The 13,496-nt window shown below is 69.3% G+C and carries 10 protein-coding genes; 8 read left to right on the top strand and 2 right to left on the bottom strand.

What is annotated here, in order from left to right; genetic code table 11:
- Positions 1–146 precede the first annotated feature (146 nt).
- Positions 147–611 carry a hypothetical protein gene (locus ACT3UL_RS13075; protein ID WP_444578691.1) on the top strand — a complete coding sequence of 155 codons (465 nt, stop codon included), beginning with the start codon at positions 147–149 and terminating at the stop codon, positions 609–611.
- A gap of 44 nt (positions 612–655) precedes the next feature.
- Here the strand turns inward: ACT3UL_RS13075 and ACT3UL_RS13070 are convergent, their stop codons facing one another.
- Entirely contained in the window at positions 656–1,342 is a 687-nt protein-coding gene (locus tag ACT3UL_RS13070; protein ID WP_444578690.1) for a hypothetical protein, read from the bottom strand.
- Positions 1,343–1,927: 585 nt separating this feature from the next.
- Here ACT3UL_RS13070 and ACT3UL_RS13065 point away from each other — a divergent pair.
- A complete protein-coding gene (locus ACT3UL_RS13065) occupies positions 1,928–3,694 on the top strand; it encodes an HNH endonuclease signature motif containing protein (protein ID WP_444578689.1) in 1,767 nt (588 codons plus the stop codon).
- A 118-nt stretch (positions 3,695–3,812) separates the two neighbouring features.
- Positions 3,813–5,903, top strand: a complete 2,091-nt coding sequence (locus tag ACT3UL_RS13060; RefSeq protein ID WP_444578688.1) for an oxidoreductase — start codon at positions 3,813–3,815, stop codon at positions 5,901–5,903.
- Positions 5,904–5,989: 86 nt separating this feature from the next.
- Here the strand turns inward: ACT3UL_RS13060 and ACT3UL_RS13055 are convergent, their stop codons facing one another.
- Entirely contained in the window at positions 5,990–7,918 is a 1,929-nt protein-coding gene (locus ACT3UL_RS13055; RefSeq protein WP_444578687.1) for a penicillin-binding transpeptidase domain-containing protein, read from the bottom strand.
- A gap of 29 nt (positions 7,919–7,947) precedes the next feature.
- Between ACT3UL_RS13055 and ACT3UL_RS13050 the strand changes: the two genes are divergently transcribed.
- The 5 genes from ACT3UL_RS13050 (at position 7,948) to ACT3UL_RS13030 (ending at position 13,471) form a co-directional block, all read left to right on the top strand.
- Positions 7,948–8,859, top strand: coding sequence for a PfkB family carbohydrate kinase (locus ACT3UL_RS13050; protein ID WP_444578686.1), 912 nt, complete (start codon positions 7,948–7,950; stop codon positions 8,857–8,859).
- 28 nt (positions 8,860–8,887) lie between these two features.
- Positions 8,888–10,186 carry a glycoside hydrolase family 32 protein gene (locus ACT3UL_RS13045; protein ID WP_444578685.1) on the top strand — a complete coding sequence of 433 codons (1,299 nt, stop codon included), beginning with the start codon at positions 8,888–8,890 and terminating at the stop codon, positions 10,184–10,186.
- A gap of 26 nt (positions 10,187–10,212) precedes the next feature.
- A complete protein-coding gene (locus ACT3UL_RS13040; RefSeq protein WP_444578684.1) occupies positions 10,213–10,722 on the top strand; it encodes a glutathione peroxidase in 510 nt (169 codons plus the stop codon).
- 60 nt (positions 10,723–10,782) lie between these two features.
- Positions 10,783–11,928 carry an SPFH domain-containing protein gene (locus tag ACT3UL_RS13035; protein WP_444578683.1) on the top strand — a complete coding sequence of 382 codons (1,146 nt, stop codon included), beginning with the start codon at positions 10,783–10,785 and terminating at the stop codon, positions 11,926–11,928.
- Between the two features lie 79 nt (positions 11,929–12,007).
- Positions 12,008–13,471 carry an arylsulfatase gene (locus ACT3UL_RS13030; RefSeq protein WP_444578682.1) on the top strand — a complete coding sequence of 488 codons (1,464 nt, stop codon included), beginning with the start codon at positions 12,008–12,010 and terminating at the stop codon, positions 13,469–13,471.
- Positions 13,472–13,496 lie beyond the last annotated feature (25 nt).

The raw sequence follows: 13,496 nt of genomic DNA, 5'->3' as shown, positions 1-13,496 counted from the left end.
ACTAAACTTCGGTGCGGTCGTTGGCACGTACCGCCTCCGAGCCACCAGGGCGAGGGCGAGGGCGGCCAAGCGAAGTGGCCCTGCGGCGGGACCATCCGAAGAAATCCATCACTAACACAAGGCAACCATCCAGGGGAGGGCTAACCATGATCCGAGAGTGTTCTAAGCGGCTCGTCAGAATGGCTATTATTGGCGCCTCTCTCGGGGCTCTAGTTTCCTGCTCTTCGTCGGACTCAACGGAGCCAGAAGGCGATACTTCTTTTATTGAATCAAACTGGGATATAGAGGCTCCCGAGAGCGCCGAAACTGTAGAATACTACAGCACAGACTCGGACTTCCAGGGCGGACGAGAAGACGTCTACGTAATATCCATGGAGGAGTCTGATCGATCCGGATATTGGAGTGAGTCAGAATACACCCTCGATTCTTCCGAGGGGGCGCGCGGAGAAACTTCTCCACAATCGATTTCCCAGAGTTCTGGAGCGGAACTTGACGAGGTGTTTTTCGAGTCACTCAAGTGCCGTGAGCCTGAAGAACGCGATCAGAACTATATAGTCTCCTGCTTTAATCCCATGGATGGCAACTTCTACGTATTCGAAGAGATCTTCTGACGCAAAAGAGGTGGGCCCGAAGTCGGGCCCACCTCTTCAGGTGATCACACGGTGATCCTCAGTGTGTACTTCTTCACGACTCCCTTCTTCTGTGCAAGGGCCATCGTCGCTACGGCCTTCCCCTGAATTCCCTGGTACTTCTCGGTCGCGAAGTCGTACACGTCCGTCACCGTGACCTTGGGGTTATTCACCCCAGTCTTCGAGAAGTTGAACTTGTGGATGGCATAGTAAAGATCCGCCGAATACGAACCACCACTTGTCTTCTTGAATGCCGAAGAGCCAGCCAGCGGCGCACCCTTCTTGATCTTAGAGATCACCGGACTACTGCTAGCGCGAGTTCCGAACTTTGGAAAGTAGATGCCCCCATCTTTCTTGGTCGAGCGAATCAGAAGCTCGGCTGCCAGCTTAAAGTTGAGGGCGGTGAAGGATGCCGCGATCGAGGCCACGGCGGCCCGAAGGAGATCTTCCTCAGAAACCTTCCCACCCCGAGCCTGAACACCCGCAATGAACGTTTCCCCGGTCTCCTCCTCAAGGAGCGCTAGCTGCTCTCTCACAGAGGTCCCCTGGGCCGCCAGATCGCTGTCGACCTCCGCGATCAAGTCCCGAGCTTCCTGCAGTTCACTCTCGCTGACCTCGTCTCCCTCGCCCTCTGCAAAAGCTGCCGGCGCAGCGCCGAGAACTACCAGGCCCGCAAGAGCGGCCAACGCGGTACGCCTCTGGACATGCTTCATATCAACCCCCTTTATTCGTGTGCTACCTCGCAAGGGCGCGAAGTTCCGTCACACTATCTAGTGGGGCCGACAGGCGGGCGGTCTTCGCGAAAGCTGCCTCATCAAGCGATTGACCGTGGTCAGGGGGCGCATGCCGCAGGCGGCCGAGGACTCCTCGCAGCTCCGAGCCCGCAGCTACCCCCTCATCTGCGAAGAGCCCCTTTCCTCCACAGTGGGCGGTTATCCACAATTTCATACACATTGCTCGTGAGGTCTTTCGTAACGGTGTTCGATCACGTAAAATGAAGTGAAGTCGTCGGCAGTGAGGCCGACGTTTTCCAGGGGTGGGAAGGAGGGGTTGTCGTGGGTGAGGAGTTCGAGCAGGATTCGCTGTCCGGCCGTGGGCAGGATGGGCCTGCGAGCAGCGTTTCGGGCGAGCGCTCCGGCGGCCCTTCCGGTACCGCCTCCAATCCCGGTGTTGTGCCTCCGGTGCCGGTGTGGCCGGTGCGGGCTCGGCGGGCGTTGACTGCGCAGCGGGTGATCGAGGCGTGTGAGGCGGAGCCCGAGAGTGAGCAGGCGGTACGGGCATTAGCGATCCACGCAAACATGCGCGAACGCACGAAGCTCTATGCCCGCGAGCAGGAGCTGCTGACCTCGTTCCTGACCCGGGATCCGGAGTCCGACGGGTGCATCGACTCAGCGGATATCTCGGCGTTGAAGGTCGCGACCGGCCTGCGGGCGTCCTTGCACCGTGCGGAGTGTCTGATCCGGGATGCTCACCGGTCCGCGGTCCTGATGCCCGGCACGTTCGAGGTCCTGTCCGCGGGTGACCTGCCCGAGGACTTCCACCAGATGCTGCTGCGCAAAGTACGGGCACTGCCCGATGACCAGGTCCGCGTTGTGGATGAGCATGTGGCGGGGTGGGATCTGGCGTCGATCTCGAGGGACCAGTTCGCCCGCCACCTCGGTTCCCTGATCACCCTGGTCACCGCCGGCACGATCCCTCTCACCCCGGAATCGGAGCGGCGTGTGGATCTTGAGATCACCGACCCCGCCCGGGGTATCGCGACGTTGTCGGTGACGGGGCCGACGCTGGAGATCAAAGCCCTCGCCCACCGCCTCGACGTCGCCGCGCAGGCGATCCAGAAAGCCCAGCGCCACGCCCTGAACGACTCAGACAGCGACGCACCGATCCCGTTCGATATCGACGAGGTGCTGCGTCAACGCGGCCGCGCGATGTCTCTGGCGGCGCTGCGATATGCGGTGCTGACCCAGTCGATGCTCGACACCGACCCGGTGCCCGAGCCTGCCTCCCCGTACAAGCTGCTGGTCACGGTGCCGGCGATGACGCTGCTGGGTGAGAGTGACGCTCCCGGGGTGATCAACGGCCTGATCCCGGTCCCCGAGGAGCAAGCCCGAGCCCTGGCCGCAGGCCAGAGCGTGTGGCAGAGGATCCTCACCGATCCCACCACCGGCGCGTATCTCCCGGTCACCGCCGACACCTACACGCCGACTGCGCAGATGCGGCTCCAGCTCCGCCTGCGCCACCCGGTCTGCGCCGCACCCGGCTGCACCCGAGCGACGGTGCTCGCGTCGGAGGACGACCACATCGAGGAGTACGACCACACCGACCCCGCCGCCGGCGGCCCGACCTCCCTGGCCAACCTTCACCGGTTGTGCTGGCTCCACCACAAGATCAAGACCGCCGGCCTCATCGACCCCGAACGGGGCACGGACCCCGTACGAGAACAGGCGCAAGAACGGGGCCAGGACCAGGACCAGGACCAGGACCAGCAAGATCGCGATCGTGACCAGGGACCGGGCACTGTGGGAGGGACGGATCTCGATCCGCGGAAGCCAGCAGATCCAGATTCCGGTCCCGACCAAGGCCGGTACAGGCGGATTCCCGAAGACCCGCCCCGATTCCCACCTGCCACGTTGCCTCCCCGCTCGGTTCCGCGCCGGCCGGTTGTCGAGCCCACCCAGACTCGGTGGACGATCGATGGTGAGCTGCGCACCGCGACCTACGAGGAGCACGACCTGCTGACCCCAGTGCTGGCTGCTGCGCTGGACCGGGCCTGGGACACGCACCTGCGCGCCCACGCCGACGCGACCCGGATCGCCCAGATCGAAGCCGCCCGCCCCGCCCGCGACCGGATCACCGAACAACGCCGTATCGAGAACCAGCGCATGGCCGGGAAGCGCGGACTACGGGGCCAGTACTACGCACAGGGCGGGGGTGAGGGCGAGGACTCGAGCGGTGACGACACCGCCAGCCTCGAAGAGTTCGTCAAGAACAATCCTCCACCACCCCCGAAACCACGCCCACCCTCACCCGACAACCCCGACGACCCCGACGACAGCCCCTTCTGACTCGGTCGTGAACCGGATACCGGGGTGAGGAGGCGACGAGGTCAGCAAGCCCCGTCGCACCTCGCCGGCGACGCTCCCTGGTACCGCGTTCTCCCGCAGACCCTGACACAATCGCGGCATGGCAACGCCGCTTCCCCACCCCACCGCACCCCGCTCGTACCCGACCCTGCTCTCCCCCCTGGACCTGGGCCGCTTCGAGGTACGAAACCGGATCGTCATGGGGTCGATGCACGTGGGCCTCGAGGACCGCACGTCCGACGTCAAGAAGCTCGCCGCCTACCTCGGCGAGCGCGCCCGCGGCGGGGCCGGGCTGATCGTCACCGGCGGATTCTCCCCCGACCGCACCGGGCGGCTCACTCCCCGCGGAGCCCAGGCGACCGAGCGCACCCTGCACGGCCACCAGCTCGTCACCCGCGAGGTCCATGAGGCCGACGGCCGCATCATCCTCCAGCTCCTCCATGCCGGCCGCTACGCCTTCCACCCGCTCGCCGCGTCGGCAGGCCGGGGCCGCTCCCCGCTCTCCCCGTTCCGAGTACGCCGCCTCACCCGCCGTGGCGTCGGACGCACGATCGACCACTTCGCCGAGGCCGCCGGACGCGCGGTCGCCGCCGGATACGACGGCGTCGAGATCATGGGCTCCGAGGGCTACCTCCTCAACCAGTTCCTCGCCCCGGCCACGAACCGTCGCCGGGACCGCTGGGGCCGCAGCTCCGAGGGCAGGCGCGCGATGCCGTTCGCGATCACGTCCGCGGTGCGCGAGGCGATCGGGCCGGACGCCCTGCTCAGCTACCGCATCTCCCTGCTGGATCTGGTGCCCGGTGGGCAGAGCTGGACTGAGACCACAGCCCTCGCCCAGGGCCTCACCGCGCGCGGAGTGAACGTGCTGTCCACGGGCATCGGCTGGCACGAGGCCCGAGTGCCCACCATCGTCACCTCCGTGCCGCGTGCCGCCTTCACCGAGCAGACCAGCATGCTGCGCGAGCTGGTCGATGTGCCGGTCGTCGCCTCGAACCGGATCCACGACCCGGCGGTCGCCGAGCAGGTCCTCGCAGACGGCCAAGCCGACCTGATCTCCATGGCCCGCCCGCTGCTGGCCGACCCGAACCTGCCGGCCAAGCTCGCCGACGGCCGCGCCTCCCAGGTGGTCGCCTGCATCTCCTGCAACCAGGCCTGCCTGGACAAGGTGTTCGACGGCAAGCGCGCCAGCTGCCTGGTCAACCCGCGCGCCGGCCACGAGACCGAGCTGGTGCTGCGCCCCGTCACGCAGCGTCGGGCCCGCAAGGTGGCCGTCGTCGGCGCCGGCCCGGCCGGGCTGGAGGCCGCACTCGCCGCCGCCGAGCGCGGCCACATCGTCACCCTGTTCGAGGCCACCGGCGAGATCGGTGGCCAGCTGCGCCTGGCCGCCCGCATCCCGGGCAAGGAGGACTACGCGCAGGCGCTGCAGTCCTGGCGGATGCGGCTCGCCGCGGCCGGGGTCGGGATGCGCCTGGACTTCCGGCCCGGCGCGGAGGACCTGCTCGGCTTCCATGACGTCATCGTCGCCACCGGGGTCACCCCGCGTGAGCTCGACCTGCCGGGCGCCGACTCCCCTGCTGACGACGGCCCCGCAGTGATCAGCTACGCCGACCTGCTCGAGGGCCGCGCCGAGGCGGGCGAGCGGGTCGCGATCATCGGTGCCGGCGGCATCGGCGTGGACGTCGCGGAGTTCCTCACCTCCCCCCGTCCCTCGCCGACCCTCGATGTCGCGGCCTGGCGTACGCACTGGGGCGTCGTCGATGCCGATGCCCACCGCGGCGGCGTGGTCCCGCGGCCGGACGGAGACCCGGACGACGGCCGGCTCGCCCGCGAGGTCCATCTGCTGCAGCGCAAGGAGACCCGGATCGGCGCCGGGCTGGGCCGCACCACCGGCTGGGTGCACCGCGCCGAGCTGCGCCACGCCGGGATCATCCAGCACAAGGGCGTCACCTACCAGCGGATCGACGCCGAGGGTCTGCACGTCCTGGAGGACGACGCCGAGCGCGTGCTCGAGGTCGACACGGTCGTGGTCTGCGCCGGGCAGGTCAGCGTGAACACCCTGGCCGACGAGGTGCGCGAGAGCCGCGCGGGCCGCACGCCCCGGGTGCACGTGATCGGCGGCGCCGATGTGGCCGCGGAGCTCGACGCCGAGCGTGCGATCCGCCAGGCCGTGGAGGTCGCGGCGGGGCTGTGAGCCCGCGGCGGCTCACCCCGCGGGCAGGCGCCGCCGCCCGTGCGAGTTCGACCTGCCGCCCCTCTCGACCTGCTGCCCTTCTCGACCTACTGGCCCTCGAGCACCTCGCGGGCGATGGGTCCTGCCGTGGTCGAGCCGTAGCTGCCGTCCTCGACGAAGGCGACGACGACCAGATCGCCCTGGGCGACGATCACCCAGGAGTGGAGCTTGAGCTCGCCGTCCTCGTTCGTCCACTCCGCGGTGCCGGTCTTGCCGATCACCGGCTCGCCCGGGAGGTCCGCGAACTCGTCGAGGCTGCCGTAGGTGACGACTCCGCGCAGCATCTCCTGCATCTGCGCGGTCTCGTCGGCCGTCAGCGGGTTCGGCACCTCGGGGGCCGCCGTCTCGTCGTCGGCGAGGATCCGCGGATGGACGGTGCTGCCCTGCTGCACGCTCGCGAGGACCACGGCCATCGACAGCGGCGAGGTCAGCACGCGTCCCTGGCCCATCATCGCCGCGGCGTGCTCGGTGCCCGTGTCCTCGGGGTCGACGGACCCCATGAACGCCTCGAGGCCCGTCGGGGCGTCCTGCCCGATGCCGAGCGTGGTCGCGGCGTCGGCGAGAGCGGGCTGGTCCACGGTGTCGTACTGCAGCAGCAGGGCCGTGTTGCAGGAGTGCGCGATGACGTCCCGCAGCGGCATCGTCCCGAACAGGCCCGGGTCCATCGAATCGGCGTTCTTGAAGCTGCGCCCCTCGACGGTCGCGGTCTTCGGGCACTGCAGCTCGGTGTCCGGGGTGACGCCCTCGCGCAGCAGGGACAGCGCGGTCACCGCTTTGAAGGTCGAGCCGGGGGCGTACTGGCCGACCAGGCCGATGGGATAGCTCTGGCCCGTCGGACCGAGCGCCGAGGCGAGCACATCACCGGTCGACGGCTTCAGCGCGATCACGGCGGCCGGGGCGTCCTGCTCGGCGATCGACTCCGTGGCGAGTCGCTGGAGGTCGTCGTCGAGGGTGGTGCGCACCTCGGTGCCGTCGCTCGCCTCGACCTTGTGCAGGGATCGCGCGGCCTCCGCATCGGGGTCCACGGCGACCACGTTCACCCCGGCGGTGCCCACCAGGGCGTCGTGCTCGGCGGCGACGACCCCGCCGGTGGCGACGAGGTCCCCGGCGAGGATCTCGCCGTCGGAGCCGTCGACGTCCTCCTTCATGGCCTCCCGCAGGGAGCCGAGCACGCCCGGGGCATAGTCGCGCTCGACGGCCAGCGGCTGGCTCTTCTCGAGCGCCCGGTAGCCGGGGACCTCCTCCGCCGTCGCCAGCGGGTAGTCCCCGAGGTCCTCGACGCGGATCGTGAGCGCGGGGACGAACGCCTCGGGCCCGTTGCCGGCGACAGCGCTCGCGTAGTTGTCCTCGTCGATCCCGAGCTGCCCGGCGAGCGCCCGCGCGGAGTCGTCCAGCTCGGACTCCTCGAGCTGCGCCTTGTCCAGGCCGATCACCTGCACGTCATGGAGACCGTAGAGAACCGCCCCGTCGCGGTCGGTGACCGTTCCCATCTCCGGGTCGAGGCGCTTGAGGTCCAGGTGCTCGCGGGCGCTGAGGTCGGGGGCGAACACCGTGGGGGCGAGCTGCGCGGCCCAGCCGTCCTCGCCGCGCCGCAGCACCACCTCGGTGGTGTACTCCCAGGTCCCGGCGTCCTGCGGGAGGGTCCAGGTCCACTGCAGGGTCGCGGTGCGGGTGCCGTTCTCGGCGTCCCCGGCGTCGACCAGCTCGACCTGCGGGGGCGCGTCGACCTCCTCGAGCAGCGGCCCGAGGACCCGCTCGTGCTCCTCGGCGGCGGCGGAGGCCGAGAGGTCCTCGAGCGCGACCTCGGCGAAGTCCCCCTCCGGGAGCGCATCGGCCAGGGCCTGCGCCTCGTCGGCGCCGTCGCCGAAGCGATCCCGCCACAGGAGCACACCGACCACGAGGGCCACGATCACGACGGCCACGAGGGCGATGAGCAGAGGCCCGCGGCGACGCGGACGGGCGGGAGCGGAGTCCATGGAGCCATGGTCGCACCTAGACTCGGGCCATGTCCCGCGTGCTGCACACCGCCCAGGCCCTCGTCGACATCGTCATCGAGGTCGAGGACCTCCCCCCGCGCGGCGGCAACGCCAATGCGCTGAGCGAGCAGTGGTACGCCGGAGGGGCGGTGACGACGCTGGTCGCGGCCGCCCGCACCGGCGCCGAGGCGGTGCACGGCGGCGCGCACGGCGCCGGCGCCCACGGGGACCTGATCCGGGAGGCGCTCGCGGCCGACGGCGTCGGCCTCTCCGACGAGGTGCGTCCCGGCTCCGACACCGGATACTGCGTGGTCATGCTCGAGCCGTCGGCCGAACGCACCTTCCTGACCGTCTACGGCGCGGAGCGCGAGATCACCGCGGCCTCCCTCGCGACCCTCGACCCGCAGCCCGGCGACCTGCTGTGCCTGTCCGGGTACAGCCTGTTCGAGCCGACGCGCGACCCGCTGCTGGAGTTCCTCGAGACCGTGCCCGAGGGCGTCGAGGTGGTGCTGGATCCGGGCGCGCCCTTCGCGACGTTCCCCCGCGAGGTGCAGGAGCGGGTGCTCGCGCGCACCACCGTGTGGACCTCGAACGCCGACGAGGCCCGCGCGCTGACCGGCCTCGACGCGCTCGAGGACACGCCCGAGGCGCTGCGCCGACGGATCGGCGGGCACGCCGTGGTGATCGTGCGCGACGGCGACAAGGGCTGCATCGTGTTCCATCACGGCCGCGGCACCGAGATCCCCGCCTTCCCGCAGGAGGCGGTGGACACCAACGGGGCCGGCGACACCCATACCGGGGTGCTGCTGGCCGAGCGTGCCCTCGGGGCCGACTGGGAGTCCGCGGCCACCCGGGCGAATGCTGCCGCCGGGATCGCCGTGACCCGGAGGGGGCCGCAGAGCGCACCCACCCGCGCGGAGGTCGACGCGTTCCTGGCGTGAGCCCGCGGCAGTCCCGCACACTGGTGGCATGAGCACCCCGCGGCCCCGGGTCCACCTGAGCGCACCGTCGACCTGGATGAACGACCCCAACGGACTGATCCTGCACGAGGGCATCTGGCACGCCTTCTACCAGAACAACCCGTTCGGTTCGGACCACGGTCACATGACCTGGGCGCATGCGACGAGCCGGGACCTCCTCCGGTGGGAGGACCATGGCCCGGCGATCTGCGAGGAGGACGGGGTGCAGATCTACTCCGGCAGCGTCGTGCGGATCGACGACCGGCTGGTCACCCTGTACACGGGGCACAGCGGTCCGGAGCACCCCGTGCGCGGTGCACTGCAGGACCAGCGGCTCGCGATCTCGACCGACGACGGGGCGACCTGGACCAAGCGTGCCGAGGCGGTCGTCGATCGCGGATCCGCGGACTTCCGCGATCCCAAGGTGCTGTGGCACGGGCCGAGCGGGCAGTGGGTGATGGCCGCGGTCGAGGCGCAGGACAGGGAGCTGCTCGTGCACACCTCGCACGACCTGATCACCTGGGAGCACACCTCCACCTATCGCGACGAGAGGCTGACCGGGATCTGGGAGTGCCCTGATCTGGTGCAGCTCGCCACGACGGAGGATCATCCCTGGCTGCTGATCCTCTCGACGAACCCCGGCGGCCCCGTGGGCACCTCGGGGACCTGGGGGATCCGGGGTGACTTCGACGGTGCCGCCTTCACGGCCCAGGCCGATCCGGTTCCCCTGGACCACGGTCCGGACCTGTACGCGGCGGTGACCTTCTCCGGCGTCGAGGGTCCTCCCCTGCTGATGGGCTGGGCAGTGGACGTCGAGTATGCCGGGCGCACCCCGACCGCCCCGTGGCGGGGTGTCATGAGCCTTCCGCGGACCCTGCATCCGCGGGGCGACGCGATCGTGGCCGAGCCGGTGCTGCCGTCGGCCCCGCGCAGCACGGAACCGGACCAGGCGCTCGATCCCGCGACAGCGCACGTGCTGCGGATCCCCCTTCCCCGTCCCGGTGGAGAAGTGGAGCTGGTCGGTCCCGACCGCGTCGAGCTGCGGCTCGTGCGGGACATCGGAGGGACCACGGTGCGGCTGCATCGCGCGCAGGCTCCGGGCGCCGACGGGCGACCCCTGTTCTCCCCGCGGCAGCTCGCGACCGGTCCGCTGCCGGTCACTGCCGGGGACGAGCTGGTGCTCGTGCTGGATGGCACGATCGCCGAGCTCGTGGTGACGCGGGCGGGCGCGGACCCGGTCGTCGGCCCGATGGCGACCCTGCTGTTCTTCCCGCACCCAGGCAGCTGGAGGCTGAAGACCCTACGATGACGGGGAACAGCGAGAGGACAGGGAGCATGGGTCGGACTGCAGGGACCAGCGAGAGCGCCACCTTCCACGATTTCCACGCCGTCACCATCGACGGAGAGAACCGCTCGATGCGCGAGTACGCGGGCCGCCTCGTCCTGGTGGTCAACATCGCGACCGAGTGCGCCTTCACCCCGCAGCTCCGCGGCCTGCAGGCCCTCCAGGAGCAGTACGGCGAGCACGGCTTCACGGTGCTCGGCTTCCCGTCGGACCAGTTCCACCAGGATCCCGGGACGGACCAGGACACCCACGACGTGTGCACCTCGACCTACGACGTCACCTTCCCGCTGTTCTCCAAGATCGACGTCAACGGGCCCCTCGCGCACCCGCTGTGGCAGTGGATGTGCGCCCAGAAGGGCGGGGTGATGGGCGGTCGCATCGCCTGGAACTTCACGAAGTTCCTGATCGACGGGGACGGCCAGGTGCTGCGGCGCTACGCACCGCCGGTGCCCCCGGTGCGGATCGCCCGACGGATAGAAACCGACTTAGGTCTGCGGTAACCGCACAGCTCGACCCTGTAGCGTGGAACACAATCGTGTCCCACTGGAAAGGGGTCCCCCATGGAAGGCGCAGTCATCTTCCTCGTCGTCGCGGTCGTCGTGATCGTCGTCGTGATCATCCTGGCAGCTCTGCTGTTCGGTGGTCTGCGCACGTCGATCATGTTCACCGTGCACTCGCGTGAAGCCGTGATCGTCGAGCGCTTCGGCAAGTTCAAGCGCGTCGCGCACGCCGGCCTGAACTTCAAGGCACCGTTCGTCGACAACACCACCAAGCCGATCTCGTTGCGCGTCCAGCAGCTCGAGGTGAACATCGAGTCCAAGACCAAGGACAACGTGTTCGTCAACGTGCCGGTGGCGGTGCAGTACGTGATCAAGGAAGAACAGGTCGTCGACGCGTACTACAAGCTCTCCAACGCCGAGGCGCAGATCCGCTCCTACGTGTTCGACACCGTGCGCTCCGCCCTGTCGAGCCTCGACCTGGACGCGGCCTTCGAGTCCAAGGACGACATCGCCCACAGCGTCGAGCAGACCCTGTCGGCCCGCATGCACGAGTTCGGCTTCAACATCATCAACACCCTGGTCCAGGACATCTCGCCGGATCAGCGTGTGCGCGACTCGATGAACTCCATCAACGCCGCCCAGCGTGACCGCGTCGCCGCGCAGTCGCTCGCCGAGGCGGACAAGATCAAGCGCGTCACCCAAGCCGAGGCCGAGGCCGAGTCCAAGCGCCTGCAGGGTGAGGGTGTCGCCGCTCAGCGCAAGGCGATCGCCCTGGGCATCGCGGAGCAGTACGAGATGCTCCGCAAGGTGGGCATCGAGAACTCCGCCGAGCAGCTGCTGCTGATGACGCAGTACTTCGACACCATGCAGGACGTGGCGCGCAACGCCCGCTCCAACGTGCTGTACCTGCCCTCGAACCCGGGCGCCGTGGGCTCCATGGGCGACGAGATCCGCACCGCCATGCTGCAGTCGCAGGCGGCCGCCGAGGCGAGTAAGGACGCCGATTCGGCCGACGCCGAGAACCGTCAGCGGGTCTCCGCGCAGGAGCTGCGCGACCAGGAGCAGGCCCGCGCCGAGCGTGCACGGTCCGCGGCCGAGCAGAGGGCCCGCGAGGCCCAGCAGCAGGCCCAGAACGGTGGGCAGCACCGCGGCGGGCAGCAGGGCACCCCGCCGTGGGCGCACCCCGGTTCCGCGAACCAGGGCTGAGACGTCGTCGAGGGCCCGGGGTGCTGTGTGCACTCCGGGCCTTCTGCGTTCCCACCCGACTGCAGAGAGAAGGACTCCGATGGACCGCCCGAACATCGTCCTGGTGTGCGTCGACGAGATGCGGGCCGACGCCATGGGCGCGGCCGGCAACGAGCACATCGACACCCCGAACCTCGATGACCTCGCGCGCGGCGGCTACCGCTTCACGCGGGCCTATTCGGCGACGCCCACGTGTGTACCGGCCCGGGTCGCGATGTTCACCGGGAAGTCCCCCGACCTGCACGGCCGCTACGGCTATCGGGAGGGGATCTCCTTCCCCGACGCGTACCCGGTCACGCTGCAGTCGACGCTGCGGGAGGCGGGGTACCAGGCCTTCGGGGTGGGCAAGATGCACGTCTTCCCCGACCGGGCCCGCTGCGGCTTCGACGACGTCCTGCTGCACGACGGGTTCCTGCACACCTCGCGGAGGCTGAGCGGCGGGCCGTCGGCGGCGATCGACGACTATGTCGACTTCCTGCGCCGTGAGACCGGGGACCCGCGCGCCGACTACCAGGAGACCGGGATCGGCTGCAATGCCATGACCGCCCGGCCCTGGGAGCGCGAGGAGCGGCTGCATCCCACCCGCTGGGTGGCCGACGAGTCGTTCCGCGTGCTCGAGCGGCGCGACCCCACACGCCCCTTCTTCCTGTACATGTCATTCCATCGACCGCATGCGCCCTTCGACCCGCCGGCCTGGCTGTGGGACAAGTACCGCGGCCGCGAGTTCCCGCCGAGGCCGCTGGGTGACTGGGTGGAGCGGTTCGACGAGCACCGCCGCGACTTCGCCTCCGAGGCGGAGTTCGGGGCGCAGAAGGAGACCACCCATCAGCAGGTGCGCGCGGGCTACTACGGCTCGATCGAGTTCATCGACCTGCAGCTGAACCGGCTGCGGGAGAAGCTCTCGGACCATGCGCTGGCCGAGGACACGATCATCGTGTTCGTCTCCGATCACGGCGACATGATGGGCGACCACGACATGTACCGGAAGTCCGTGGGCTACGAGGGCTCCGCACGGGTGCCGCTCGTGGTGCACGTACCCCCGCGATGGCGCGAGGGATGGGGCGATCCCGGCGAGGTCGAGGCGATCGCGGAGCTGCGCGATCTGATGCCCACGCTGCTGGGGCTCGCGGGCGTCGAGGTGCCGGGCGGGGTTGACGGGATGAGCCTGCGCCCGGGTGAGCCGGTGCGCGAGCACCTGCACGGGGAGCATCTGATCGGTTCGCTGGGTCGGCACTCGATGCAGTGGATCCGCTCGCAGCGGCACAAGTACGTGTGGTTCTCCGGGGATGGGCACGAGCAGCTGTTCGATCTGGTGGAGGACCCGCAGGAGCTGCGGGACCTCGCTGGGGAGGCCGGAGCGGCCGACGAGCTCGCCCGGCATCGGGAGATCCTGGTGCGGGAGCTCACCGGACGCGAGGAGGGCTTCGTCGCGGACGGAGAGCTGGTGGCGGGGCGGCCGGTGCAGTCCGAGGCGTCGTGGGTGCAGGAGTTCGCGCGGATCTGAGACGACGCACGCACCTGACCCGCTC

The sequence above is a fragment of the Brachybacterium sp. 107 genome (assembly GCF_052379725.1).
GTDB lineage: Bacteria > Actinomycetota > Actinomycetes > Actinomycetales > Dermabacteraceae > Brachybacterium.
The sequence above is the reverse complement of the archived record's forward strand: the minus strand, read 5'-3'. Positions and strand labels throughout refer to the sequence as shown.